We start from the raw sequence: 25,114 nt of genomic DNA, 5'->3' as shown, positions 1-25,114 counted from the left end.
CCGATTCCGACCCACGCCCCCCAGCAGAGAAGGCGCCATGTCCGACACGCCGATCGACGAGGTACTGACCGCCGTGAGCGAGGTGTTCGGCAGGCCGGTCGTGCCCGAGGACGATTTCTTCGCCCTCGGCGGCGACTCCATCACCGCGGTCGAACTGAGCCTCCGTCTGGAGGAGAGCCTGGGCGTCGAGGTCGATGTCGAACTGGTCGTCAGCCTCCCCGACCTCGCGGCACTCGCCGCCGCGCTCGCGCAGCCCTCTCCCGCCTCGTCGACAGCCAAGCACTGAGGAATCATGAAGCCTTATCTCTGGGACCCCTGGGCCACCGCGCGGACCCACCCGGACCGCGTGGCCGTGATCGCCGACGGCGAGCAGAGCACCTACGGCGATCTCACCGGCCGCGCGGACGCCCTGGCCCGGGGGCTGCGCGCCCACGGGATCCCGGACGGCGCGGTCGTGTCGACCGACATTCCCACCGGACCGGCCTTCTTCGCGCTGGCCCTGGCCGCGCTGCGACACGGCTTCGGTCTCTTCCCCATCGACCGTGAGCTGCTCGGGATTCCCATGGGACCGTCCCTGCTCGCTTCGGTGTCCACCGCCGTACACATCAGTGCGCGGCCCTGGGCCGACGGACCCGCCCTGCCCTGCCCGGTCGTGACCGACACGCAGCTGACGGCCCGGACGGACGGCCCCGCCACGCCCGCGACGCCGCCGGCCGCGGGCCGCCTCGTGTTCGCCACCTCCGGTACCACCGGACTGCCGCAGGCCGTGGCGCGGACACGTCCACGCAGGCCGTACCGCGGGGTCGCGGTCGTCGAACGCTACGGCGCCGGAGTCGGCCGGGGCCCGCACCTGATGGCCAACCCCACCTACCACTTGGGCACTCTCGGCCCCGCCCTGTACGCGCTGCAGGCGGGCAGCACGGTCGTCGTCCAGCGAAGCTGGTCCTGCGACGCCTTCACGGAACTGGCGGACCGTCACCGTGCGGACAGCGCCATGCTCAGCCCCGACCGCCTGACCGACCTCGTCGAGGCCGGCGCGGCACCGAGCCACCCCTTCCAGGTCGTCTTCCACGGCGGAGCCGCCTGCCCACCCGGGGTCAAGCGCGCGGCCATCGACCTGTTCGGGCCGGTCCTGCACGAGTACTACGGCACGTCCCACGGTGTCATCACCGAGATCACCACGGCGGAGTGGCTGGCCAGGCCCGGATCCGTCGGACGGCCCCTGCCGGGGATCCGCGTCGAGATCTCGCGGGAGGGCCGGCCCGTGCCCGCGGGCGAGACCGGGGACATAGACATCCGGCTGCGGGCGGCCGACCGGGATCCGACCGACACCGGCGTGCTGAAGACCGGGGACGTGGGCCATCTCGACGACGAGGGACATCTGTTCGTCCTCGGCCGGGCCGAGAGCCCGCGGGAGATCCGGATGGCGCGACTGGAGCACGACATCCGGTTGCTGCCCGGAGTCACCGACGCCGCCGCCCTCGACGGCGCCGGCGACCGACCGGTGTGCTTCGTGGAACACGGTCACGGTGCCGACTTCCAGGACCCGGTGCCCGCCATCGAGGCCACGGCGGAAGAACTGGACCTGCCCTGTCCGCGCGTCGTGCTCGCGGTTTCGGGCTCCCTGCCCCGTACGCCCAGCGGCAAGCTGAGGCGGGCCGATCTCGGCGTCCTGGCCCGGAGCGCTCCGCGTGGCCCCCGGTAGCGAAGGACCGGCCCACGACTCCGTCACAGCCACCGGATGGCTCCGGCACCACGCCCGGCAGCGGCCGGAAGCCATCGCCCTGACCAGCTGGGACGAAGGGGAGATCCGGCGCCGTACGACCTTCGGGGAACTGGACCGGCTGGTGGACACCGTCGCCCGCGCGCTGCGGGGCCTGGACGCCGAACCCGGACAACGGGTGGTCCTGGTGCTGCCGAACGACGAGACGTTCGCCGCCGTCCTGCTGGCCGTGATCGGCACCGGACTCGTCGCGGTTCCCGCCCCGGGCCCGCGCACGATGCGCGCGGAGGCGTTCGAGCAGCGACTGCGTGCCATCGTTCGGGACTGCTGCCCGGCTCTCGTGATCACCACGGAAGCGTGGCGGGACACGGTGCGCCCCGCGCTGGAGGACTCCGCCACGCGAGTCAGGATCCGCACCTGGGAGGAGCTGCCGGCGGTCGCCGCCGCCGTGCCGGAGCGCGGCGGCGCGCCCGACGTACGGGCGAGCCCGCGAACACCCGCCTTTCTCCAGTACACCTCCGGATCGACCGGCTCTCCCAAGGGCGTCGTCATCGATCACCGTGCCCTGCGGTCGAGTTGCCGCCAGGCGGCCGTCTGCTACCGCGAGAGCCCGGCCGACGTCGCCGTGACATGGGTGCCGCTCAGCCACGACATGGGTCTGATCACCGGAATCCTCAGGCCGCTGTTCAGCGGATACGAGTCCGTGCTCCTGCCGACCGAGCGCTTCGCCCGCCGTCCGGCGGAATGGCTCTCCGCTCTCACCGTCTGCCGCGGCACGCTGTCCAGCGCTCCCGACTTCGCGTACGACCTGTGCGCGCGCAAGACCACCGACGACGAGATGGCCACCCTGGACCTGCGTGCCTGGCGGGTCGCGCGCAGCGCGGGTGAGGTGGTCCGCACTGCCACCGCCGAGCGGTTCGCCGCCCGGTTCGCGGCAGCGGGGTTCCGGGCCGAGGTCCTGTGTCCCTCGTACGGGATGGCGGAGGCGACCCTCACGGTCACCGCCACCACCCCCGAACTCCCGCCGCTCCGCCTCGCCGTCAGCACCGAAGCACTGCGTGCGGGCCGCGCGGTCCGCGCCGGGCGGGGAACCCCCTCCACCACCCTGCTCTCCTCGGGCGTCCCGCTGCCGGGAACCCGGGTACGCATCGGCGACGGCCGCCAGGACCCGCACCGCGTGGGAGAGATCCACATCCGGGGCCCGCAACTCTTCAGCGGCTACTGGCGCAAGCCGGTCCGGCGATCCCGTTGGCATCCCACCAGGGACCTCGGGTTCCTCGACGGCGGCCAGCTGTTCGTCCTCGGACGGACGGACGACGTACTCGTGCACCGCGGCCGCAACTTCCACCCGGCGGACATCGCCGCGGCCTGTGCCGCCGTACCGGGCCTCAGACCGGGGCGGTGCGCCGCCTTCACCGTCGAGGACGAGGCGGCCGGCGAACTCCTGTGCCTGGTGTCGGAAGTGACCGGCGGCTCCCGCGCACCGTCTCCCGCGCAGGTGGTCGCCCAGGTACGGCGCCGGCTCGCCCAGGTCCTCGACCTGTACGTCTCCGAGGTCGCCCTGCTGCCCGCCGGCGGCCTTCCCGTGACGACCAGCGGCAAGGTGCGGATCTCCGAGACGAAACAGCGCTTCGAGCGGGGCGACCTGCCCGTTCTCCGGCCCCACGTGCCCCGGCGCACATCGTCCGAGCACAGAGAGGAACGCACGACATGACCATTGCGCACTCCACGACACTGTCCCGGTGGGTCGGCGACCCGGCGGCCTTCGCCGCCGACCACTGGCGCCGCCGTCCCGGTGTCTTCACTCCCGACGGCTCCCTCGTCAGTCCCTTCACGCCGGCCGACGTGGACGACGCCCTCGCCAGCGGCTTCCTGCACGAGCCCTACCTGGAGATGACCGGCGCCGAGGGTCCCCTGCCCACCGACACCTACTTCTCGGCACGTTCGGTCCGAGGCGTCTCCCACCCGGGGTTCGCCGACCAGAAGAAGATACGGGGACTGATCGAGCAGGGCGCGACCCTGCTCATGCACCGGGTCGACCAGTGGCACCGCCCCACCCGCGATCTGCTGGCCCGCCTCTCGGCCGAACTCCAGCGGCCGGTGGAGGCGTTCTGCTTCGTCACCCCGCCCGGCGCCCAGGGAGCTCCACTGCATCGCGACGACGCCGATGTGCTCGTTCTCCAACTGGCCGGCAGCAAGGACTGGCGTGTCTACGAGGGACCGGCGAACGGTGAATGGCGCGAGGGGAGTGTGGAAGGGGAGAAGCCGGCGGAGGTGCTGCGCGCCACCGTGCACGCCGGGGACGTCCTGTACATCCCACGCGCCTTCGCCCACGAGGCAGTCGGCAGCGGCGGCCTGTCCGTGCACCTGTCACTGACGATCCGTGAGGTCCACAAGGGCGATCTGTTCCGCAGCCTCCAGAAGCTCACGGCCAGGGCGATGAACGTCGAAGCGCGTCCCCTGGACGACGAAGCCGTCCTCGCCGCCGCCACCGCCATGCTCGAGCACGTGAGCAAGGCACTGGCCGGTCTGACCCCTCAGGACCTGGTGGACCACGCGAGGCGGACCAGGCTTGCCGCCCTGCCCGATCCCGGTGCACCGGTCTCGCTCGGTGACCTGGCCGCCGGATACGCCGATCCGCGGTGATCCCGCGCGTCCCGACGCCGGAGGCCGCACCGGTCGCCACCGGGCGTCCGGAGCCGTGCTGACACCGGGCACCGGTCCGAGGACCCCGGCCGGCCCGTCGTCGTAGCGGCCCGGGGACCGGACGGTCCGCCGGCGCCCGGTGCCGCTCCGCTCGCTGCACCCGGGTGCGGGCGGCGCCCGCACTCATCGATTCCGCACTGATCGTGCGCTGATCGCCGTGAGCCAGTATGGCCGTAACCGAACAGGTCGGGCGCGTGCAGCGCTCCATGCCCAGCGGCGCCTGCGACAGGTCTGCCCTGCGAGTCGCCGTCGATCGGGCCGGCAGGGTGCAGTCGAAAGCCACAGGAGCACGAATGGGTCATTCTGCGCTGACAACGGACAGAGAGGTCTTGGTTTTTCTCGACCGCAAGCACCAGATGCAGTACGGGAGTCCGGAATTCTTCCGACAGTTCGGCGGGTCGGGCGAGGAACTGTACGGAAAGCCGTTTCGCTACCTCATAGAATCGGACCTCCGCGAGGCTATCGACCGCGACCTGAACCAGCTGCTCGTCGGAGACCGGGACCAGTTCAGTCACCGCATAGCACTGCGGCGACGGTCTGCCACACCGCTCAGGGCCGTGCTCACGGCGACAGCCCTATGGGGTAGTTCGCCGAACAGAGCCGTGGTCATACAGCTCTTCCACCCCACGGACCCCGCCGGGCCGAAGACCGTCAGCGAGAGTCTGGTCATCGGTGAGATGGCGGCGAAAATCCTCGAAGGAACCGCGGCAGGACTGACATCAGAATTCCTGGCCTCACGTTTATTCATCAGCCCCAAGACCGTCGATTACCACATCTCGCGCATGCTCCGGCAGTTCGGCATGCCGAATCGGGTGGCGCTGATCGCGCTCGCCTACTCGACGGGAATACTGCAAATCAATTCGTGGCCGCCCCGGGTCGCCGATGAGTTCATAAAATAGGAATCCGGATGAGTCTATGCCCTGCCCCTCGTCTGACACGCGGCCCGTCATCAGGACGCGTCGCCATTTCCCCGGATGGTCCTTGTTTCTCGTAAGGGGGTAGGAGTGGAGCTCATGCGCAGAGCGTGGCAGGGCGGCGGAACGTCCCGTTCGGACGCCGACCCGGACGCGGGGGTCGAGACCGGCCCCACTCAGCTGAATCTCTTAGGGCCGCTCGAGATCCTCGTGTCCGGTGTCACCGTGTCCCCGGGAGGAGCGAAGCCGCAGATCCTCTTCGCCTACCTGTGTCTCCATGCCAACCGGCACGTCTCGGTCGACGACATCATCGAGGCCGTCTGGGGAGAGGCACCACCCTCGAGCGCCAAGAAGAACATCCAACTGTACGTGAGCCGCCTGCGCCGGCAGTTCGCCTACGCGACCGGCGTCCGTCTGATCACGACCAGCGACGGGTACCAGCTCACGGCCGAGTCCGATCAGGTCGACCTGGAGCGGTGCCAGCAACTGTGGCAGCTCGGCCAGGAAAGCCTTCACAACGGTGCGCCCAAGGAGGCCGGCAGGCTGCTGCGCGAGGCGATCCGGCTGTGGCGGGGCAAGCCGCTGAGCGGCCTCACCCACACTCTGGTCATGCAGGCCGAGGCGGCCAGGCTGGAACAGTTCCGGCTCGGACTGCTGATGAAGTACTTCCAGGCGCAGCTCGCGGACGGTCAGCACTTCGAGATAATTCCCGAACTCCTCGCCACGGTCGCCGATCATCCGCACCAGGAACGACTGCGCGCGGATCTCATGATGGCCCTGTGGCGGTCCGGCCAACGCCACGCCGCGCTGGCCACCTATCGCGAGGCGTACCAGCTGCTCGCGGACGACCTGGGAATCTTCCCCGGACGGCAGTTGCATGCGCTGCACCAGGCGATCCTGGCCGACGACGCGGACATCATGGGTGGACTGACGACGGACCGGAGCGTCGCTCCATGACGTCGTTCACGGCCTGCGGGAAGGCGCTCCCGTCGCGGAGGCGGCCGTCGCGGCATTGGGCACAGCAGCCACCGATTCACCGCCCGACCTGCACATTGATCACCCGTTGATCACGGCCTGCCAGCATGGCCAATCGCTGCGGGCCCGGTGGCACGCGGCGCAGAACTCACCAGAACGGATACATGAAGTGAAGCGATGCAAATCCGGCGTTCCGCTGCGTCAGTCCCTGCTTGCCGCCGTCCTGGCGCTGCCGTTCATCCTGGCCGCCGTCATCGTCGGTTCCCCCGTCGGCGGAGTGGCGAACCACCCGTCGTCCGGCACGGTGAACCACCACTACCGGGCCATGGACCCGGAGAGTTGGAACGGCACGGGGTCGAGATACCGCTTGCCCTCCTCGTGACCGGCCGGCGACGGGCGGTCGACGCCGGCGATCGCCAGGGGTGACCGTCGGCCGGGGGCGGCGTGACGCAGCCGGGGGCGGGGCGCGGACTCACCCCAGGGGTGTGCGGCGACCACCGCATCCTCACAACCGTGGCACCACGTTCACAGCCGCCGCGTCCACCGGGTCGGACCCCGGATGACCGCCGGCCGGGACCGGACCCGTCCGCACGCCACGTGACGCCCCCGGCGTGGGCCGATTCCGCGCTGCCGATCCGCTCCCGCCGCTCGGTGTGCCGCGTGCGGCGCGGTGTCCCACCCGGACCGCGGAGGAGCGCGGTGGGAGGTCGGACGGGGAGGGCTGCCGCGATCCGCTCCACATGCCCGGCGAGTGTCTCCCGGTCCGGCTCCACCGGGCACGCGAGGGATTTGCACGTGGCCGCCAGCCGATGCAGGCGTTCGCTGCCCACGGCCGGGTCCGCCACCACGACGCCTGCCGCGTGGGCGCGGTGTGCTGTGAGGAGGGTCAGCTCGGGGTCAGGCCACAGGATCGCACCACGGGGTGATGCCCAGGCCGCCTCTCGCTCGGCGCCATCGGCGCCATCGGCGCCATCGGCGCTATCGGCGGCGAGAACAGGCACGAGTGGCACGTCGGCGAGATCGCAGCCGTGTACTCGCCGGGCTGCCGCGCGCAGCAGCCCGGCTGAGCCTTTGCCGCTCTCCCGGCTCATGAGATCCACCGCCGGCCGCCCCCATTCGGCCTCCGGCACAGCGCGCAGCATCGCCGCAGCCGCAAGGCAGGTCTCGGCGACAGCGTCGAACAGCAGCGCATTGAGCGGGTGTTCAGAGGGCAGGTCGGTGCGGTCGATCTTGGTGAAGAACGGGGCGTTCGCATGCCCGGGGAACGGCGCCGTCAGATCCGCGCCCATCGGCAAGAAGGTATAGATCTGTCCTCGCCGCGGTCGGCGCATGGCGACTTCGTGATGCCCGCGCCGGTGAGGTACCGCTCGACCGCCGCGGTGTACGACGACGGCGGGGCGGACAGAGGTACGACCCGAGCGCGCGGCAACCGAAGTGCGCCCCCGCTCCCGAGTTCGGTCACCGGTTCGATCGTCACGCCGTCCCGCCCTTCCGCGGTGATCACGGTAGGGGCTCTGCCGCAGTAAATCCGGTATTTACTGCGGTAGTTGTGAATACGTCTCCGCGATCGAGTAACCGCCCGAATGCGTTTCTGCTGTGCGGACTTGAGGGGAGTGGACTGTCAGTGCCCGGGGCCAGCATGCTTGCCTGGGTCATGCCCCAGATCCTCCGTCACGGGCAGGCACTCGGCGAGCAGGTTGACGACGTCGCGCCAGGCTCGCTGCGCGTGCCGTGAGTGGTAGCCGACGCCGGGGACCACGGGGTGGCCGACCGGCGGGTGGTGGAAGGCGTGCAAGGCGCCGCCGTAGACCGCGAGGCGCCAGTCGACGCCCGCGGCCTGCATCTCAGCGGTGAACGCGTTCCGTTGCGCGGGCGGCATGATCGGGTCTTCCGACCCGACCCCGGCCCACACCGGGCAGCGAATGCGCGCCGCCTCGCCCGGTCGGCCCGTGGTCAGTGCGTTGACTGTCCCGATCGCGCGCAGGCTGACGCCGTCGCGCCCGAGTTCCAGCCCGACGGCACCCCCCGTGCCGTAGCCGACGGCGGCGATCCGGTCGGGGTCGGTCCGCGGTTCGGTGCGCAACACATCGAGCGCCGCATGGCCGATGCCTCGCATCCGCTCGGGATCAGCGAGCAGCGGCAGGCAGCGGGCCAGCATCTCCTCGGGGTCGCCCAAATAGCGCCCGCCATGAAGGTCGAAGGCCAGCGCTATATATCCCAGCTCGGCGAGAGCATCGGCCCGGCGGCGCTCGACGTCGCTGAGCCCCATGCCCTCTGGTCCGAGCAGCACCGCGGGCCGGCGGTCGACACCGGCCGGGAGCGCGAGGTGCCCGACCATCGTCAAACCGTCGGCCGGGTACTCGACCGTACGCGTCGTAATCGTCGTCATGAGACTGGACGGTAGTGATCGTGGAGCCCGGTCCGGCCGCTGTTCTGCCGCTGGCAGAACAGCGCGGGTATCCCTCTGAAATACGGCGAGGACCCACAAGAACCGTCACAAACCCCGCCCCCACGGCAGCGCCGTCGGATCACCTGCCCGGGCCACCGTCTGCGTGCCGCAGTACGCGCTGAACCTGTCGGACCGCCAGGCCGCCGAGGCGGTGCGCGGCCGCATCGACTTCAAGTACGCCCTCGGCCTGGAGCTGGAAGACCCCGGCTTCCACCACAGCGTGCTGTCCGACTTCCGCGACCGGCCTGCTCAAGGGGCGCGCCGCCCGCGCCAGTCGACCATTTCCATAAACTATGAATATAAAATTGCTACGCTTCGAGCATGAGTCGTCAAGACACCGCTCCTGGCGCGTCCGCCGCCATCGGGGCAGCCCTCTACGGCCTGGCCACCAGGGCCGCGAGACGCCTGCCCCGGGACATGAGCCTGACGTCCGCCGCCACCCTGGCCACCCTGGACCGGACCGGCCCGCGGCGCATCACCGACCTGGCCGCGGTCGAGGGCGTCACCCAGCCCGCGATGACCACCCTGGTCCGGGTGATGGAGGAGTCCGGCCTGGTCGAGCGGCGGGGCGACGCGTCCGACAAGCGGGTCACGCTGGTGTGCCTGACCGAGGCCGGCGCCTCCTATGTCCGGACGCGGCGCCAGGCGGGCGTCCACGCGTTCGAGCGGTTGATCGGCGAGCTCACCGGCGACGAGGTCGAGGCGCTGGTGGCGGCCCTTCCGGCGCTGAAGCACCTGGCAGAGCTCGAAGGCCAGGACCGCGAAGGGCCGAAGCAGTGACCGGGCAGCCGGTCGGCGGGGTCGAGGCGAAGGCGTTCCCGGTGGCGCGTTCCGAGGCGCGGCTGCTGGTCCCCGCCCTGATGTTCATCGCTCTGGTCGTGGCGGCGGTCGCCAGCCTCGGGACGCCGCTCATCACCAGCGTGGCGACCTCGTTCCACGTCTCGCTCGGCAGCGCGCAGTGGACGCTGACCGTCGCGCTGCTCAGCGGCGCCGTCGCCACGCCGGTCCTGGGCCGGCTCGGAGCCGGCCCGCACCGGCGGGCCACGATCCTCGCCACGCTGGCGGTCGTCGTCGCCGGCAGCGCGCTCACCGTGCTGCCGCTGCCGTTCGCGTGGCTGCTGGCCGGCAGGGCGGCCCAGGGCGTCGGGCTCGGGCTGACGGCGCTGATGATGGGCGTGGCCCGGGACCACCTCCCCGAGGAGCGCAGCGCGGCCGTGATCGCCCTGATCTCGGTGGTCTCGATCATCGGGGCCGGCGTCGGCTACCCGCTGGCCGCACTGCTCGCCGAGCTCGGCGGGGTACGGGCCGCCTACGGCCTCGGCCTGGTCGTCACCGCCGCCGCCCTCCTGACCGCGTGGCGCTCCATGCCCGAAGCCCCCGAAGGCCGCTCCGCCCACGTGGACGTGGCAGGCGCGGTCGTCCTGGCCGCTGCGCTGCTCCTGGTGCTGTTCCTCGCCGGCGAACGGAATCTGTGGAGCCGGCACCTCGCCGTGGCGGCGGGCCTCGCCGTCGTCGCGGTGGTGCTGCTCTGCGTCTGGGCCGTCATCGAGCTGCGCGGCACGACGCCCCTGGTCGATGTGCGGGCGGTGCGGCACCCGGCGGTCGCCGGGGCGAACATCGCCATGTTCGTCGGCGGGATCGGCATGTACCTCCTGCTCACGCTCATCACCCGGTACGCGCAGACGCCGCACGGCGCCGGCTACGGCTTCGGGCTGACGACCTTCGTCGCCGGGCTGGTCCTCATCCCGTTCTCGGTGCTGGGGTTCGTCGCCGGCAAGCTCACGCCGCGGGTCCGGACGCGGATCGCCGACCCCCTGCTCCTGGCCGGCAGCGCCGTCGTGGTCGGCGGCGGGTTCGCCCTGTTCGCGGCGGCCCGGTCGGACCTGGCCGAACTGTTCGCGGCGATGGGCGTGCTCGGCTTCGGCGTCGGCGGCTTCTCGGCCGCGATGCCCGGCGTCATCCTGGCCGTCACCCCCAAGAGCGAGACGTCGAGCGCCATGAGCTTCAACTACGTCGTCCGCAGCGTCGGGTACTCCCTGGGCAGCGCCATCGGTGGCCTGATCCTCGCCGCGGGCACCGGCCCCGGCCACCTCTTCCCCGACGACAGCGCCTACACCACCGCGGCGCTGGTCGGCATCGGCGCCATGGCGATCACGACGCTGACAAGCCTCGCTCTCACCCGCCGACGCTCGTCCGAGGCCAACCCGTAAGTCAGATGCACTCATCCCGACACAGGAGGTTCCATGCCCAAGGGCTACTGGGTCAGCGTCTACCGCACCATTTCAGACCCTGAGAAGCTGGCTGCTTACAACAAGCTGGCCCCTGCGGCCGTCAAGGCCGGGGGCGGCCGGGTACTCGTCCGTGGCGGTCGGGTCGTGGCGCATGACGCAGGAATCGCCGAGCGCACCGTCCTGATCGAGTTCGACAGCTTCGAGCAGGCCGTCGCGGCGCACGAGAGTGCGGCCTACCAGGAGGCGCTGGTTGCCCTCTCCGACGGCGTCGAGCGCGACTTCCGCATCGTCGAAGGCATCGACTGACCGAGGTCCAGTCGGATCTTCACTGAAGCAGCAGGATTCTGGGGTGTACCGGCCCGCTCCCGTGAAGGGAGTCACCAGCTGGTTTCCTCACGGCTCAGGCAGCCTGGCCGAGACCGGCGGTGGTCAGGTCCTGCTCGCGCGGCGGGGTGAAGTCGGCGTCGGGTTTCGGGTCGTACGCCTCGGGCTGGATGCCGAGTTCGTGGGTGCGCGAGGGGCGCCACCGGCATGATCATCGTCCGCGCGGACTCGGCGTTCTTCTCCCACAAGGTGGTCGCCGCCTGCCGTCGCCACAAGGCGCGCTTTTCCCTGGCGGTCGCGCAGCGCAAGAAGGTCCGCGGGCTGGTCGCCACCATCGCGGAGGACGCCTGGAGGCCGATCAAGTACCCGAAGGCGATCTGGGACAAGGACGAGGGGCGCTGGATCTCGGACGCGGAGGTCGCCGAGGTGGAGTACACCGCGTTCACCGGCAAGGCGAAGAAGTACCGCACCACCGCCCGGTTGCTGGTCCGCCGGGTCAGACGGCTGAACGACGCCCACATCTCCGATGTCCAGGGCGAGTTGTTCAAGGCATACCGCTTCCACACGGTCTTCACCGACAGCCCGTACGAGCTGGTGGAGGCCGAGAAGTGCCACCGCGCGCACGCCATCGTGGAGCAGGTCTTCGCCGACCTTGAGGACTCCGCACCGGCCCACCTGCCGTCGGGGAAGTTCACCGCGAACGCCGCCTGGCTCACCCTGGCCACGGTCGCGCACAACCTCACCCGCGCCCTCGGCATTCTCGCCTCGGCGTTCCATGCCAAGGCCCGCACGGGCGCCATCCGCCGCCAACTCCTCACCATCCCGGCCAGGTTGGCTGGCGGAGCCCGCACGCTGACCTTCCACCTACCACAACGATGGCCCTGGCAAGCAGAGTTCACGGCCCTGTGGGCAGTGATCGGCTGCCGCCTCCGCACCTGACCGACCGCTCGACCTGCCCGCCCACGACCAAGGACCTCGGAGACCCCGCCACCGGAACGGCCACCCGGCACCCACCCATGCCCACCAGCCCGAAATGCCGAGGAAGTCGACCCGAAAATCACGAGCCGCACTCATCGAACGCGGCTCTGCGGATCCAGGCTGAGAGCACCCGGCTACGGCCCAGCCTTCTACCAAGCGTTCACCGTGTGGTGTTCAAGCAGCTGTTGGGCAGGATTCCCGGAGGTTTTCAGGTGAGTCACGCCGAGCCTCGTCCGTGCCACCACACTCGATGCTGCAGCCCGAACCGCCTGGAGGTCGTGATCAAAGAGGAGAGCGTTGCTCGTAGCGACTGAAGGAGGCACGCGCCCGGAGGGCCCACTGCCGACACGGCCACGAGTACATGCCGGAGAAGGTATACCTGGGCTCTCGTCGGCAGCTCCGGCACTGCCGGAGCGGGGCAAGGCCCGCCAGGTCCACCCCGGCGATGTGACATCTCGTGACAGATGAGAGGGTCAGGCGGGTGAGTGAGACGCCAGCGAATACCCTGCAATACCGCTTTGACGGGCCAGAAGACGCTCCTGTCCTGATCTTGGGTCCCTCGCTGGGTACCACATGGCACATGTCGTAGAAGCCGTCCTCAGGCGTCCACGTGGTCTACATCGCTGCTGTTCATGCAGGTGGGGCCTTTGTGGTCCAGGTGCGTCGACGGGGTTGGTGACAGCAACGTGACACGTGATGGTCGCTGAGGCCCCCGCCGGGCAGGTGCTGGCAGGGTGCCTCAGCGTTCCTCAGCGGCGAGGTCCGCTCCTCGATCCTGCTGCGGCGTCTGTGAACGCCTCCTTGAGGGCCCACAACGGGCGCCGCCGCGCGGCCACCCACTCGACCCGGACGTCAGCTCGTTGGTGCCCTGTCCTACAGCCCTCGAGAGGCGCCGCCCTGGTAGTGAAGCAACCTGAACCAAGATGTCGGTCTCTGTGCCGCAGAATGATCGGCCGGTGTCAGATCCAGGGTGCTCCGGGAGCTGGCACTGAGCATGCTCAGTGTTTCTGGGGGAGGGGCTGTGACGGGCGGGAGAATGGGTGGGTGCTGTCCCGGGTCCGGGCCTGACTCCTGACATCTCTGACCATTGTGTCCCGGTCTCACAGTGTCGGCCGTTGGCTGGGGATGGTGCGTTGTCGGTGCCGGGCCGGCGGGGCGTGTCTCGATAGGGGCCTGCCGTTCGAGTGGCGTCCTCACGATTCTGACCGCCCGACGCGGCCCGGTACCGGCAACGCGACGCGCTATCGGACCGGAAGGGGAGCGGGCATGTCCAGTACGCCGCCTGCTCCGCAGACCCGTCGTCGTCGCCCTGTGGGGGAGGTGGTGTTGGGAGTGGACACGCACCGGGATGCCCATGTGGCTGCGGTGCTCTCCGTGACGGGGACGGTGCTGGCCACTGGCGAGTTCCCGGCCTCTGCGGCGGGATACCGCGATCTGCTGAAGTGGGCCAGGAAGTTAGGAACCGTGAGACGGGCCGGAGTGGAGGGGACCGGCTCCTACGGGGCGTCCCCGTCCCGCTCTCTGCTGGCCCAGGGCATAGACGTGTTTGACGTGAATCGGATGTACCGGGCAGATCGCCGTCAGTGCGGCAAATCGGATCCGCTCGATGCCCACAACGCGGTGTGAGCCGTATTGAGCGGGCGGGCCCGCGCCAGGGCCAAAGCGGGTGACGGGCCGGTTCAGATCGCGAGAATGTACAAACTCACGAAGGCGTCGGCCGTCAAAGTCCGCACACAGGCCATCAACCAGCTCAAAGCCGTCCTCATCACTGCCGACCCCGCCTTGCGGGAAGAACTGGCCGGACTGGGCAACGCCGAGCTCTTCCGTACCTGCGCGCGGTTCACCGACGCGAGCAGCCAGGAAGAGGGCGGTGAAGCGGGGGTGCTGCAGGCCACTCGCGTCACGCTGGGTCTGCTGGCTTGCCGGATCGGCCAGCTCTCCGAGGAGATCCGGGATGTGGACGCTCGTCTGGCCCGCCTCGTGAAATGTCATGCCCCGCAGCTGCTCGATGTGGTGGGGATAGGTCCGGACACGGCCGTCGCCTTGCTGATCACGGTGGGGGACAACCCGGAGCGCCTGGACGGTGAGGCGTCCTTCGCCGCTTTGTGCGGGGTCAGTCCGGTCGAGCGTTCCTCGGGACGCCGGCATTTCCGTCGCCTCAACCGCGGCGGCGACCGGCAGGCCAACGCCGCGCTCCATCGCATCGTGTTCACCCGACTAAAGGTCGACCCGCGCACTCAGGACTACTACGAGCGCCGCGTCAAGGAGGGCAAGACCCGGCGCGAAATCGTCCGCTGCCTCAAACGCTACGCGGCCCGGGAGGTCTTCCACCTGGTCAAACAGCTACAGCCAGGACCCCGCTCATAGGGGCTGTCGTGAACCGGCCACTGCCGACACCAGACGTCTGCGTGCGTGCCGGTTCCTGAACGGGCATTGTCAGGGGAAGGGCGGTATGTGATCACCGAAGGGGCGGCGGCTCCTGTCCGGCTGCAAGTGCGCTTCCAGGCCGTGAGGCCCAGTGCCTCGGCGCAGAAACGTTCGCGTGTTGCGCCCCTTGGGGCAGTGGACCCTGTTTGTCCGGAACTCGCCGATTCGCAGTCTGAAGTCTTATTCCTTCCTCCCTCGCCGAAATGTTCGCCCCGCCGCCCGTCCGAAGTGAAAGCGGAACTTCCGCGTCGACATGTCAGCCCGAGCCAGGACGATCAGACGTGGCGCAGCGTGGCCCGGCCGTCCGGCTTGGGTGGCCCGGCCTGCCCGCGCCGTCGGCAGACGTTGGACTCTGGAGCAGAAGGGCACCATGCATTTCACTCCCCATGAGCAGGAGCGCCTGTTGGTCCATGTGGCGGCCGGCGTGGCGCGGCAGCGCAGAGAGCAGGGAATCAGGCTGAACTATCCGGAGGCGGTGGCACTGCTCACTGCCTACGTCTACGACCAGGCGCGGATCGGCCGGAGCGTCGGCGAGATCATGGACTCGGGGCGGGGGGTCCTGACCAGGGACGACGTCATGGACGGTGTCCCGGAGATGATCGACAACGTCCAGGTCGAGACGACGTTCCCTGATGGCACGAAGCTGGTGACGATCCACGACCCGTTCGACGAGCCGTGCGGGGAGATCGAACTCCACCCCGGCAAAGTCGACTTCGTTGATGAGGCAGTGCCTTTGAACCCGGAGTTGGACGTCACCGAGATCGCGGTGCACAACCCGAGCGACCGGCCGGTGCAGGTCGGGTCGCACTACCACTTCTTCGAGGCGAACGAAGAGCTCGACTTCGACCGGGCGGAGGCATACGGCAAACGGCTCAACGTCGAGGCCGGTACGTCCGAACGGTTCGAGCCGGGGGATCGCCGCACAGTGGAGCTGGTGCGCATCGAGGGCGAGCGGAAGGTGCTGGGGCTGCGCGGGCTGGTAGGTGGGGTCCTGCAGGACCAGGCCCCGGACGACTCCGCCGGTGAGGGAGCTGGTGACGGTGGCTGAGCGGAAGAACACCAGGACGACCAAGCGTGAGGACTACGTAGACCTGTTCGGCCCGACGACCGGGGACGAGATCCGGCTGGCGGACACCGCGCTGCGTATCAAGGTCACCGACGACTGGGCAGGCGGTCTCAGCAAGCATCGGGTGCACGCTCTGCCGGTTCCTGCGGCCAAGGACGAGGACGACTGCCGGAGCAAGGAAAAGAGCAAGGTCAGCCCGCTGATGAGCAGGAGCGGGCACGAGGTGGTCTTCGGCGGCGGCAAGGTGATCCGTGAGTCGATGGGCCAGTCGGCGAGGCCACGCGGCGATGGCAAGGGCGGTCCTCCGGACACGGTGATCACCGGCGTGGTGATCCTGGATCACTGGGGTGTGGTCAAGGCGGACGTCGCGATCCGGGACGGGAAGATCAGTGCTCTCGGCAAGGCGTACAACCCGGAGACCATGGACCCGATCCACGAGGGCCGGACGGACGGGCCGACGGACTTCGTGATCGGCCCGGAGACCGAGGTGATCTCAGGCAAGGGCCGCATCCTGACCGCGGGCGGGGTCGACACCCATGTCCATTTCATCTGCCCCGAGCAGATCGGCGAGGCCCTCGCGTCCGGTGTGACGACCCTGATCGGCGGTGGCACCGGACCGGCCGAGGGATCCACCGCGACCACCGTCACCCCGGGCAAGTGGCACGTCGAACGGCTCTTCAAGGCGCTGGATGAGTTCCCGGTGAACATCGGGGTGCTCGGCAAGGGCAGCACCATGTCCCGCGATTCGATGCTCGACCAGGTGAAGGCCGGCGTGATCGGCTTCAAGATCCACGAGGACTGGGGCGCCACCCCCGCGGTCATCGACACCTGCTTGAAGGTGTGCGAGGGCAGGAACAACCCGGAGGACGACGACCCGGAGAAGGGAGTCGTCAGCAACTACGTGCAACTTGCCCTGCACGCGGACTCGCTGAACGAGGCGGGCTTCGTGGAGAGCACCAAGGCGGCGTTCAAGGACCGTCCCTTGCACATCTTCCATGTCGAGGGCGCGGGCGGCGGCCACGCCCCCGACATGATCACCCTGTGCGGGGAGCCGAACGTCCTGCCCGCCTCCACCAACCCGACGCGCCCCCTGACGGTCAACACCGTCAAGGAGCACATCGACATGATGATGGTCTGCCACCACCTCAACCCGGAGCTGCCCGCCGACCGGGCCTTCGCCGACTCCCGGGTGCGCCCCTCGACGATGGCTGCCGAGGATCTGCTGCACGACATGGGCGCCATCTCGATCATGTCGTCCGACGCGCAGGCCATGGGCCGCATCGGCGAGATGATCATGCGGACCTGGCAGACCGCCCACGTGATGAAGACCCGCTACGGCCAGCTGCGCGAAGGCACCGCCGAGGAGCAGGAACAGCAGCGCGAAGAGGCGGACAACTTCCGCGCCCGCCGCTACGTCGCCAAGTACACGATCAACCCGGCCATCGCCCACGGCGCGGACGGCCTGATCGGCTCCGTGGAGAGGGGCAAGCTGGCGGACCTGGTGCTGTGGGAACCGAAGTTCTTCGGCGTGAAGCCGCACCTCGTCCTCAAGGGCGGGCAGATCGCCTACGCCCAGGTCGGTGACGCCAATGCGTCCATCCCGACGCCGCAGCCCGTCCTGCCCCGCCCGATGTGGGGCGCCACAGGAAACGCGCCAGGCGCCAACTCGGTCAATTTCGTCAGCCCGCAGGCCACGGTCACCGCGCAGGAACTCGGCATCAGCAAGTCCCTGTACGAAATCAAGGACACCCGCAGAGTGTTCAAAGAGCACATGGTCCTCAACGACGCCACCCCGCACATCCGGGTCGACCCGAACACCTACGAGGTGTTCATCGAGGACACCTGCATCACCGAACTGCGCCGGCAGAAGCAGGAACAGGCGCAGGCCGACGAGGCGCCGTGCCCCCAGCGGCCCGCCCCCACGCACTACGCGTCGGAACTTCCCATGGCCCAGCGCTACTTCATCTTCTGACCGTCTGGCGGACGACGGGGCGGGCGGCCCGGCAGGCCGGACGTCTCCCGTCCCGTCTGTCCTGCCGCGCCCTCGAAAGGCATGGCCACCTGTCCATGAGCCGTACCGCTCTCCTCGTCCTGACCGACGGCCGTTTCCCGGCAGGAGGCCACGCGCATTCCGGCGGCGTCGAGGCCGCCGTCGCCGCCCGCGCCGTCCACGATCCCGCCACCCTCTACGCGTTCTGCCGTGGCCGCCTGCACACCGCGGGCCTCACCGCCGCCTCACTGGCAGCCGCGGCCGCAGTCGGACACGATCCGCTCGTCCTGGACGAGGCCGCCGACGCCCGTACACCCGCCCCGGCACTGCGGGCCACGGCCCGCAAGCTGGGCCGGCAGATGCTGCGGGCGGCCCGCGCGGCCTGGCCGTGCGAGGCACTGGAGCGGCTTGCACGCGATCTGCCGGGCGGCGCCCACCAGCCCGTGGTGCTCGGCGTCGCCGCCCACGGGGCCGGCCTCACCGCGTTGGACGCCGCACACGCCGCGGCCTTCGACAGCATCGGAGCCCCCGCCGCCGCGGCCGTGCGGCTGCTCGGCCTCGACCCGTTCGACGCCACCGCGGTCCTGGCCCGTCTTGGCGACGACGTCGACACCGTGGCCCGCCGGGCCGCCGACGCTGCCGCCCGCGTCGCCGATGAGGGAGTCGGCATCCTGCCGGCCGCATCGTCGCCGCTGCTCGACATCACCGCCGAACAGCACGCCGCCTGGCCGATGCGTCTGTTCGCCTCCTGACGCCGACCCCGGACTCACCGCACCCCAAGGAGCTCACGCCCATGCACCTCGACCACACGCACGACGGCCCCACCGCCGTCTCCGCCGACGCCCACCGCCCCGACGGCACCCGACGCGCCCTCAGGATCGGCCTCGGCGGTCCGGTCGGCTCCGGCAAGACCGCCACCGTCGCCGCCCTCTGCCGCACCCTGCGCGACCGCTATTCGCTTGCCGTCGTCACCAACGACATCTACACCCGTGAGGACGCCGAGTTCCTGCTCCGCGAGGCCGTCCTGCCCCCCGAGCGGATCACCGCTGTGGAGACCGGAGCCTGCCCGCACACAGCGATCCGCGACGACATCTCCGCCAACCTGGAGGCCGTAGAAGAGCTTGAGGACCGCCTTGGCCCCCTGGACCTGATCCTCGTCGAGTCCGGCGGCGACAACCTCACCGCCACCTTCTCCAAGGGCCTCGTCGACACGCAGATCTTCGTCATCGACGTCTCCAGCGGCGACGACATCCCCCGCAAGGGCGGACCCGGCATCACCACCGCCGACCTCCTCGTCGTCAACAAAACCGACCTCGCCCCGTACGTCGGCGCCGACCTCACCACCATGGCCTCCGACGCGGCCCAGCGGCGCGGCGACCTCCCCGTCGTCTTCACCTCCCTCACTGGCGACGAGGGTGTCCGGCCCGTCGCCGACTGGGTGCTGGAACGCCTCACCGCCTGGCACCACGGCACCGCGCGGCCCGAACCCGCCGTCGCCGCACACTGATCCCGCTTGGACCCGGCAGGAGACATGAGCACGCTCGCCGAAGACCTCGCGCCCCTCCCGGATGCATCCACCGTCGTGGCAACCGCCCGGGTGCGGGCCGGCCACAACGGCCGCACCACCACCCTTCCGCTGCTCAGCAGCGACGGCCCCTTCCACCTCCAAAGGCTCCGCCCGCGTGGCGGCCTGGCCCGTGTCGACGTCATCGGCGCCATGAGCGGCCCTCTCGGCGGCGACCGGCTCGCCCTCCATGCCGACGTCGGCCCGCACGCCCGCCTCCAGATCACCTCAGCCGCCTCCACCATCGCGCTGCGCGGCCACACCGACGACCCCGCCACCTACGACATCCGCCTGACCGTCGGCGACGACGCCGCCCTGCACTGGCTGCCGCAGCCCTTGATCAGTACCGCCGGCAGCAACCTCCGCCAGACCTGCACCGTCGACTTGGCCTCCACCGCCCGCCTCGTCCTGAGGGACGAACAGATCCTCGGCCGCACCGGTGAGACCAGCGGCAACCTGACCACCCGCCTCACCGTGCTCCGCGCCGGCCGCCCCCTTCTCGACCAGCACACCTCTTACGGCGGCCGCCATCCCGGCTGGGACGGCCCGGCCGTCATGGGATCGCACCGCGCCTGCGGCCAACTCCTCGTCGTCGACCCGTCCCTCGCCCTGGCAGCCCTCTCACCGGTCCTTCTCGGCGACCCCGACACCCCAGCCCACGGTGTGCTGGTCCCCCTGGCCGGCCCGGCGCTCCTCGCCACCGCGGTGGCCGACACCGCCACCCGGCTACGACTCCTCCTTGACGAGGCATTGCAACAAGCGCGCACCCCGTAGCAGCAGTCCAATCGACGCCGTGCCCGCATTGGGCGGACACCCGTCGTGTCCTGGGCGGGGAATCCCCGGTGACCGACCTCTTCGCCGTCTCGGCGAGTCTCTTCATGTCGACGAGGATCGTCACGTAGGTACGACCGCGGTGCAAGGCGAACTCGTCGACGCTGAGACACGGGACAGACGCCAGCGCCGGGACGGGCAGTGCGCGAAGGAGGCGGAGCAGCGTGTCCTTGCCGGTGGTGACGGCCAGGCGTTCGCACAGATTGGCTCCCGCACGTCCGCCCAGAACAAGGCGGTGTCGGTGAGCTGAGCGGTGAGCGCGTTCGTGCGGCGGGAATGTCGACGCGTCAGATCCGGTACTTGCTCGGCGAACGTCCGACGCTCGCAACTGCCGTTGCCGCACACGAGACGGCGTGCCCGCAAATCGAGTCGCACCTGACGGCCGGCGATGGGACGGTGCGCCAGACACCGCTGGTAGTAGCAGTGCACACGCGAGGATCTCCATCCACATCCCGGACAGGTGGCCGCCCCCACCGTGGACCGCACAGTAAGCCGGACCTCAGTGTCTCCAAGGGCCACTCCTTCTACCGCTACCCCAATCCTCGGAAGAAGAAGGTCGGCGAGGCGAACCGCATCCCCTCCCAACACCCAGGTGATGTCCACCTGCTCTTGATCGTCACCACCCCCCCCAAATCAGCGACAGAGCCCGGAAAGTGTTCCAGAACCAGTTTTCACCCGTCGCCGAGAGCGGTACGCCGATGCAGGCGCAGGGGCCCCCTGTGACCAAGGACCAGCCGCGTTACGGTCTTGACCGGCGCGGTGTCGGCGGGTGCTGTGAGGTGCCAGCGGTCGGTGATAGTGGCCAGCGCGAGGGTAGCCTCGATCGTTCCGAAGTCGTTGCCGATGCATTGGCGGGCACCGGTGCTGAAGGGAAGGTATCCGCTGCTAGGACGCGGGCTTGCTTGCGTCAGCCATCGCTCTGGCCGGAACGTGTCCGGGTCGGCGAACACATCAGCACGATGATGCAGTAGGTAGGAGCTGACGACCACGGTGGTGCCCGAGGGCAGGTGCTGCCCGGCCAGTTCTGTGTCGCGGGTGACGGTCCGGGTCAACACCCAGACCGGTGGGTACAGCCGCAGCGTCTCGGTGATGACGCGGCCGGTCATCTTGAGTTTCGGGACGTCTTGTAACCGTGCTGCGCGGCCTCCGAGCACCGCGCTGACCTCGGTGTGCAGCTGGTGCTGGATGTGGGGGTGGCGGGAGAGCAGATGGCAGGCCCCTGCCAGGACCTCGGTGGTCGTGTCGATTCCCCCCAACAGGATGGTGACGACCTGGTCGTAGACCTCGGTATCGGAAAGTGCGCCGATACCGTCCTCTTCTCGGGCTGCCAGGAGAATCGACAGCATCCCGACATCGTCCAGGCTTCCGGACTGGTAGCCGTCGATGATGCGATGGACCACGGTGCTGAGATGCGCATTGGCCCGTACGTACCGGCGTCGGGCCTGGGTGGGGAGCTTGTGCAGCCAACTGGGCAACAGTATCTGCCGGGCTGACCCGATCATGATGTCGTTGACCGAGTCCTCCAGCTTGCTGATCTCCGTCTCGGCCAGGGATGTCCCGAACAAGCTGGTGCACAGCACCCCTGCGGTGACGGTATACATCTCTCTGCCTACGACGATGAGCTGGCCGTCGTGCCAGGACCCGGTCACCTGGTCGATGTGGTCGCTCATCACCGCGGCGTACGCCGGCATCCGGTCACGGTGGAACGTCGGCTGGATGAGCCGTCGCTGGCGGCGGTGGTCGGCGTGGGGGCAGGACACCAGCCCGTTCCCCACGAACTCCCGGGCCTTCTCGAAGATCACACCGCCCTTGTCGAAGGTTCGGTCGTCCAGCAGCACCTGCGATACCAGCTCGGGGTGGCACACGACATACCCTCGCCACGGTCCGACCCTGACCTCCAGTAGGTCTCCGTGGGCCGACAGCGACGCCAGGAATCCCAGCGGATCCCTGGCGATCGGCAGCACATGCCCCAGTACCGGCAATGCCCCCGGTGCTCTGCCGACCCGCCACGCCGTCTCGGTCCTGCCCTTGCCTGCGCTTTCCGGCTTCACTGGGCACTGCCTCTCTCCGCGAACCATTGATCCTGCCCAGATGGGAGCCGAGGGGCCTGTGGCGCAATACCGAAGAGCCGTTCGAGGGGCGACAGCTGTACGCGTCCGGGCTGCGTGGCGTTCCGGCGAGGCGGCAGACGGTGCGCCTTGGCCGATCCAAGGCCGTCTGTCTCCGGCACATCTGCGACCTCCCGCCGGTGACGGCGTGGTGGTCGAGGGTGGCGTAACCCACGTCCCCCGAAAACGGATCCCTTGATGGCCGGGAACCGGATTCTCAGTGCTTCGGCCATCACCACGGTCTCATCCACCGGCACGCTGCTCCCGGGTGGGGGCGTGCTGCAATACCTGTACGGTGCCTGCCCGTCCGTCGACGCGGATGTAGTCACCGGTGTGGAGGTGCCGGGTCGCGTCGGGGCAGATGATGCAGGGGATGCCGAGTTCGCGGGCGATGATGGCTCCGTGGCTGGCGATACCTCCGATGTCGACGACGATCGCTGCGGCCAGTATCAGTAGCGGGGTCCAGCTGGGGTCGGTGACCTTGCACACTACGATCTCGCCGCGTTGGGGCACGGTGTCGGAGGCTGTGCCGAGCAGTACACGGGCTGTGCCCTCGGTGATGCCCGGGGAGGCGGGGGTGCCGGTCAGTTCGTCGGTGTGTGCCAGTTCTTCGTGAGGGGCGGGGGTCGGCATGCCGATGAAGGACAACGGGATGTCGAGGTTCTGGTATTCGGCGTGACGCTGTTTCCGGTAGGCGATGACTTCCCGGACGTCGGGAGCCGTTTCGTCAGCGAGCTTGACCAGTTCGGTCAGGGTGAGGTGAAAAGCGTCCTCGGCGTCCTTGAGGACCCCAGCCTCGACCAGTTCGGTGCCGTGTCGGCGGGTGGCGGCCCGAGCCACGTCGATCGCCATCAGGAACGCTTCCTTGGTCATCTGCAGGTTGCGGATCTGATGGGCTGCCATCCGGGTCGCCAGCCGGAGAGCGAGGCGGTGCCGGCGTGGGAGCAGGCCGTGCAGCTCGCGGAGTGCGTTCTGTCGTTCGGTTACGGCCTTTGCCGCTCGTTGTGCTGGGGCGTCGTCGGCGGGGCGATCCCGCAGAGCGCTGGCGTAGGTGTCGAGGATCGCGGGGTCCTCCCGCCAGGACCGTCCGTACAGATTGCCCTCGTCCACCCCGTGGAAGCCGTACCTGTTGAGTACTGCGGCAAGGTCTCCGCGTTGCCGGGCGATCTGCCACAGCCGCTCACCGAGGTCGCTTTCCGGGCTGTCGCCGGCCCCGGCGAAGATGACGGACAGCAGTTCGGGGCGGCCGGCACGTTCGGTAAGCCGGGCGAGTTGGGTCTGCAGGGCGTCGGTCAGGCCGCGGGAGATCATCTGCAGACGGATGGCCTGCCGGAAATGGTGGAAGGTCTGCTGCAGCAACGCCAGGGCGGGCGCCTGGGCCTGTGGACGGGTGTGGGCTCGCCACCAGGCCAGCTCGCAGGCGTGGTGGCGCCTGGTCCGGCGGGTATGGACGAGCATGGTGACGCTCGCCTTGAAGATGATCACGGGAAGGCGCAGCGGGTCGGCGTGGACGGGTGGGGCATCGGGTCGGACAGTCCCGAAGATGTTGCGTTCGAAATCGTCAGGGGTGCTTCCCGGGACGGTTCCGGCGAGGCGGCGCATGGCGTCCACGCTGATCGCCATCCGCCCGTAGAAGCAGCCCACGAGCCGATCCTCATGGGCGGGGACGCGTCGCGTTCCTCGTCGGCTGAGGACTCCCAGGTCACCGAAGGCTCGGTAGGCGCCCCACGGGGCTCCCTGGGTCCAGAACGACATGCACAGCGGGGACATGACGCCGCTCACGGCCTCAACGGCGTTGACGCGGGTCCACGCCACGTGTGGCAGGGAGGTCCCGCGGATGGGGTCGGAGGGACCGTGCTCGTTGTTCATGGCCTTTCCTCGTTCCGCTCCGGAGCCTTGGTGAATGGGCTGTCCTGGGGGTAGGCGAGTTCGAGATCGACGAAGCCCTGGCGGTCGCCCCATTGCACCGTGGCGAACGTGGCGACGCCGATGTGGTGCAGACCGGACGCCGCGAGTCGACGCCAGGCGATGGGGATCTGGATCACCGCTGCCGCTTGGAAGTTCTCGATGCCTGTGGGGAGGTCGGCGAGAATGGAGGCGCTGTCGAATCCGCCGACCACCGGCAGGCCGTTGGGACGTACCCAGGGCTGGTCGAGCGTTCGCTTCGATTGCCGGACACCGTCGGCGTCACTCATGGCGAGCGTGCCCGCCCACCGCCTCGACTGCAGAAATGAGGCTGCGGCGATGAACACCGGGGGGTCGTCGAAGACCAGCGGCGTCCACCAGCCCTGGTCGGCACGGTAGTCGCGGGGACCCCAGCTGTGATCGCGGATCATCAGCGCCGATGTGCTGACCCGGCCGGTACCGCACCACAGTTCACCGGTCCATGTGCCGCCCACTTCATAGTGGTCGCTGCCGGCCGCCACTTTCTCGTACAGGTCGTTGTAGGAGATGGGCGCCGCTGGGCTGCTCATCTCCAGCCGTAATCCGAAGGGGACGCTGCCCGATCCAGCCGTCATCGGCGGCCCGAGGTATCCCAGACCTTCGTAACCAACCCGCACGTAGTCGAATGGGCGCACAATCTCGTAGTCGAAGCCGCGCGCCGCGTAGCAGTGCTTGGCAGGCTGCTCGACGATGTGCGAGACGAGCGTGTCCCCGATACTCACTGCGGCGATGGCCTCGACCAGCCCGAGCGCGGGCAGGTGCGCCACATGCAGCAGGAAGCCCGAGCGGGAATCGGGATCCATGCCGATGAAATAGACGTTCTCCTGCCATCCGGCGGAATCGTCGGGCGGGTGGGTCAATTCGTCATGTGGAGTCAGCGTCAT

The 25,114-nt window shown here is 69.4% G+C and carries 23 protein-coding genes and 2 pseudogenes; 20 read left to right on the top strand and 5 right to left on the bottom strand.

Annotation, left to right across the window (positions count from 1 at the left end):
• Window positions 1-37: 37 nt before the first annotated feature.
• The 7 genes from KVT45_RS16095 to KVT45_RS16065 all read left to right on the top strand — a co-directional run bounded on the left by KVT45_RS16095 (window position 38) and on the right by KVT45_RS16065 (window position 6,700).
• Window positions 38-286 carry an acyl carrier protein gene (locus KVT45_RS16095; protein ID WP_075029626.1) on the top strand — a complete coding sequence of 83 codons (249 nt, stop codon included), beginning with the start codon at window positions 38-40 and terminating at the stop codon, window positions 284-286.
• A 6-nt stretch (window positions 287-292) separates the two neighbouring features.
• Window positions 293-1,705, top strand: a complete 1,413-nt coding sequence (locus KVT45_RS16090) for a class I adenylate-forming enzyme family protein (protein ID WP_217548001.1) — start codon at window positions 293-295, stop codon at window positions 1,703-1,705.
• Window positions 1,692-3,437: an AMP-binding protein gene (locus KVT45_RS16085; RefSeq protein WP_217547999.1), complete on the top strand. Its 1,746-nt coding sequence runs from the start codon at window positions 1,692-1,694 to the stop codon at window positions 3,435-3,437. The genes KVT45_RS16090 and KVT45_RS16085 overlap by 14 nt, the downstream gene beginning before the upstream one ends.
• Window positions 3,434-4,369, top strand: coding sequence for a cupin domain-containing protein (locus KVT45_RS16080; RefSeq protein ID WP_217547997.1), 936 nt, complete (start codon window positions 3,434-3,436; stop codon window positions 4,367-4,369). The genes KVT45_RS16085 and KVT45_RS16080 overlap by 4 nt, the downstream gene beginning before the upstream one ends.
• Window positions 4,370-4,722: 353 nt before the next feature.
• Window positions 4,723-5,328: a LuxR C-terminal-related transcriptional regulator gene (locus KVT45_RS16075; RefSeq protein ID WP_217547996.1), complete on the top strand. Its 606-nt coding sequence runs from the start codon at window positions 4,723-4,725 to the stop codon at window positions 5,326-5,328.
• 114 nt (window positions 5,329-5,442) lie between these two features.
• Window positions 5,443-6,300 (top strand): AfsR/SARP family transcriptional regulator, encoded by an 858-nt coding sequence (locus tag KVT45_RS16070; protein ID WP_167450166.1) that lies wholly within the window; start codon window positions 5,443-5,445, stop codon window positions 6,298-6,300.
• Between the two features lie 187 nt (window positions 6,301-6,487).
• The gene (locus tag KVT45_RS16065) at window positions 6,488-6,700 is read left to right on the top strand and encodes a hypothetical protein (RefSeq protein WP_217547994.1); all 213 of its coding nucleotides are present in this window, start codon (window positions 6,488-6,490) and stop codon (window positions 6,698-6,700) included.
• Between the two features lie 1,239 nt (window positions 6,701-7,939).
• On the opposite strand, the gene KVT45_RS16060 is transcribed toward KVT45_RS16065, so the two are convergent.
• Window positions 7,940-8,707, bottom strand: coding sequence for a dienelactone hydrolase family protein (locus KVT45_RS16060; RefSeq protein WP_217547993.1), 768 nt, complete (start codon window positions 8,705-8,707; stop codon window positions 7,940-7,942).
• Between the two features lie 157 nt (window positions 8,708-8,864).
• Here KVT45_RS16060 and KVT45_RS16055 point away from each other — a divergent pair.
• The 13 genes and pseudogenes from KVT45_RS16055 to KVT45_RS16005 form a co-directional block, all read left to right on the top strand.
• Window positions 8,865-9,011, top strand: a pseudogene (locus KVT45_RS16055) (transposase); the annotation flags it as partial.
• 173 nt (window positions 9,012-9,184) lie between these two features.
• Window positions 9,185-9,547 carry a MarR family transcriptional regulator gene (locus KVT45_RS16050; protein WP_217548255.1) on the top strand — a complete coding sequence of 121 codons (363 nt, stop codon included), beginning with the start codon at window positions 9,185-9,187 and terminating at the stop codon, window positions 9,545-9,547.
• Window positions 9,544-10,977, top strand: a complete 1,434-nt coding sequence (locus KVT45_RS16045; protein ID WP_217547991.1) for an MFS transporter — start codon at window positions 9,544-9,546, stop codon at window positions 10,975-10,977. The genes KVT45_RS16050 and KVT45_RS16045 overlap by 4 nt, the downstream gene beginning before the upstream one ends.
• Before the next feature lie 33 nt (window positions 10,978-11,010).
• Complete coding sequence (locus KVT45_RS16040) at window positions 11,011-11,304, top strand: DUF1330 domain-containing protein (RefSeq protein WP_217547989.1); 294 nt, start codon at window positions 11,011-11,013, stop codon at window positions 11,302-11,304.
• A 225-nt stretch (window positions 11,305-11,529) separates the two neighbouring features.
• Window positions 11,530-12,261: a transposase gene (locus KVT45_RS16035; RefSeq protein ID WP_217547987.1), complete on the top strand. Its 732-nt coding sequence runs from the start codon at window positions 11,530-11,532 to the stop codon at window positions 12,259-12,261.
• A gap of 520 nt (window positions 12,262-12,781) precedes the next feature.
• Window positions 12,782-12,883 (top strand): annotated as a pseudogene (locus KVT45_RS58090) (3-oxoadipate enol-lactone hydrolase); the annotation flags it as partial.
• 542 nt (window positions 12,884-13,425) lie between these two features.
• Window positions 13,426-13,926 (top strand): transposase, encoded by a 501-nt coding sequence (locus KVT45_RS56305; RefSeq protein WP_308310736.1) that lies wholly within the window; start codon window positions 13,426-13,428, stop codon window positions 13,924-13,926.
• Between the two features lie 66 nt (window positions 13,927-13,992).
• Window positions 13,993-14,667, top strand: coding sequence for a transposase (locus KVT45_RS56300; protein WP_254646852.1), 675 nt, complete (start codon window positions 13,993-13,995; stop codon window positions 14,665-14,667).
• A gap of 430 nt (window positions 14,668-15,097) precedes the next feature.
• Window positions 15,098-15,775 carry an urease subunit gamma gene (locus tag KVT45_RS16025; protein WP_217547985.1) on the top strand — a complete coding sequence of 226 codons (678 nt, stop codon included), beginning with the start codon at window positions 15,098-15,100 and terminating at the stop codon, window positions 15,773-15,775.
• Window positions 15,768-17,765 carry an urease subunit alpha gene (ureC, locus tag KVT45_RS16020; protein ID WP_217547984.1) on the top strand — a complete coding sequence of 666 codons (1,998 nt, stop codon included), beginning with the start codon at window positions 15,768-15,770 and terminating at the stop codon, window positions 17,763-17,765. Before KVT45_RS16025 ends, ureC begins: the two co-directional genes overlap by 8 nt.
• Before the next feature lie 95 nt (window positions 17,766-17,860).
• Window positions 17,861-18,535: an urease accessory protein UreF gene (locus tag KVT45_RS16015; protein WP_217547982.1), complete on the top strand. Its 675-nt coding sequence runs from the start codon at window positions 17,861-17,863 to the stop codon at window positions 18,533-18,535.
• Between the two features lie 41 nt (window positions 18,536-18,576).
• On the top strand, window positions 18,577-19,290 hold the full coding sequence (ureG, locus tag KVT45_RS16010; RefSeq protein WP_217547981.1) for an urease accessory protein UreG: 714 nt from the start codon (window positions 18,577-18,579) through the stop codon (window positions 19,288-19,290).
• Between the two features lie 24 nt (window positions 19,291-19,314).
• Complete coding sequence (locus tag KVT45_RS16005) at window positions 19,315-20,121, top strand: urease accessory protein UreD (RefSeq protein WP_217547979.1); 807 nt, start codon at window positions 19,315-19,317, stop codon at window positions 20,119-20,121.
• Between the two features lie 120 nt (window positions 20,122-20,241).
• Here KVT45_RS16005 and KVT45_RS58405 read toward each other — a convergent pair whose 3' ends face one another.
• From KVT45_RS58405 to KVT45_RS15990, 4 genes are all read right to left on the bottom strand, one after another.
• Window positions 20,242-20,652, bottom strand: a complete 411-nt coding sequence (locus tag KVT45_RS58405; protein WP_368857552.1) for a transposase family protein — start codon at window positions 20,650-20,652, stop codon at window positions 20,242-20,244.
• 197 nt (window positions 20,653-20,849) lie between these two features.
• Window positions 20,850-22,229 (bottom strand): cytochrome P450, encoded by a 1,380-nt coding sequence (locus tag KVT45_RS16000; protein WP_217547977.1) that lies wholly within the window; start codon window positions 22,227-22,229, stop codon window positions 20,850-20,852.
• 300 nt (window positions 22,230-22,529) lie between these two features.
• Window positions 22,530-24,155, bottom strand: coding sequence for a PEP-utilizing enzyme (locus tag KVT45_RS15995; RefSeq protein ID WP_217547975.1), 1,626 nt, complete (start codon window positions 24,153-24,155; stop codon window positions 22,530-22,532).
• A complete protein-coding gene (locus tag KVT45_RS15990; RefSeq protein WP_217547974.1) occupies window positions 24,152-25,114 on the bottom strand; it encodes a hypothetical protein in 963 nt (320 codons plus the stop codon). Before KVT45_RS15990 ends, KVT45_RS15995 begins: the two co-directional genes overlap by 4 nt.

Origin of the sequence: Streptomyces sp. GbtcB6, from assembly GCF_019091475.1 — a bacterium.
GTDB lineage: Bacteria > Actinomycetota > Actinomycetes > Streptomycetales > Streptomycetaceae > Streptomyces > Streptomyces hyaluromycini.
This window is presented reverse-complemented; position numbering and strand designations above follow the sequence as displayed.

What these genes read in the sequence shown, in the direction of transcription:
- KVT45_RS56305 (WP_308310736.1), top strand. Translation starts at nt 13,426, where the DNA reads ATGGTGCGTTGTCGGTGCCGGGCCGGCGGGGCGTGTCTCGATAGGGGC.
- ureG (WP_217547981.1), top strand. Translation starts at nt 18,577, where the DNA reads ATGCACCTCGACCACACGCACGACGGCCCCACCGCCGTCTCCGCCGAC.
- KVT45_RS16050 (WP_217548255.1), top strand. Translation starts at nt 9,185, where the DNA reads ATGAGCCTGACGTCCGCCGCCACCCTGGCCACCCTGGACCGGACCGGC.
- KVT45_RS16005 (WP_217547979.1), top strand. Translation starts at nt 19,315, where the DNA reads ATGAGCACGCTCGCCGAAGACCTCGCGCCCCTCCCGGATGCATCCACC.
- KVT45_RS16025 (WP_217547985.1), top strand. Translation starts at nt 15,098, where the DNA reads ATGCATTTCACTCCCCATGAGCAGGAGCGCCTGTTGGTCCATGTGGCG.
- KVT45_RS16070 (WP_167450166.1), top strand. Translation starts at nt 5,443, where the DNA reads ATGCGCAGAGCGTGGCAGGGCGGCGGAACGTCCCGTTCGGACGCCGAC.
- KVT45_RS16060 (WP_217547993.1), bottom strand. Translation starts at nt 8,707, where the DNA reads ATGACGACGATTACGACGCGTACGGTCGAGTACCCGGCCGACGGTTTG.
- KVT45_RS16035 (WP_217547987.1), top strand. Translation starts at nt 11,530, where the DNA reads ATGATCATCGTCCGCGCGGACTCGGCGTTCTTCTCCCACAAGGTGGTC.
- KVT45_RS16015 (WP_217547982.1), top strand. Translation starts at nt 17,861, where the DNA reads ATGAGCCGTACCGCTCTCCTCGTCCTGACCGACGGCCGTTTCCCGGCA.
- KVT45_RS16090 (WP_217548001.1), top strand. Translation starts at nt 293, where the DNA reads ATGAAGCCTTATCTCTGGGACCCCTGGGCCACCGCGCGGACCCACCCG.
- KVT45_RS16080 (WP_217547997.1), top strand. Translation starts at nt 3,434, where the DNA reads ATGACCATTGCGCACTCCACGACACTGTCCCGGTGGGTCGGCGACCCG.
- KVT45_RS16075 (WP_217547996.1), top strand. Translation starts at nt 4,723, where the DNA reads ATGGGTCATTCTGCGCTGACAACGGACAGAGAGGTCTTGGTTTTTCTC.
- KVT45_RS16040 (WP_217547989.1), top strand. Translation starts at nt 11,011, where the DNA reads ATGCCCAAGGGCTACTGGGTCAGCGTCTACCGCACCATTTCAGACCCT.
- KVT45_RS16095 (WP_075029626.1), top strand. Translation starts at nt 38, where the DNA reads ATGTCCGACACGCCGATCGACGAGGTACTGACCGCCGTGAGCGAGGTG.
- KVT45_RS15990 (WP_217547974.1), bottom strand. Translation starts at nt 25,114, where the DNA reads ATGACGCTGACTCCACATGACGAATTGACCCACCCGCCCGACGATTCC.
- KVT45_RS15995 (WP_217547975.1), bottom strand. Translation starts at nt 24,155, where the DNA reads ATGAACAACGAGCACGGTCCCTCCGACCCCATCCGCGGGACCTCCCTG.
- KVT45_RS56300 (WP_254646852.1), top strand. Translation starts at nt 13,993, where the DNA reads ATGTACAAACTCACGAAGGCGTCGGCCGTCAAAGTCCGCACACAGGCC.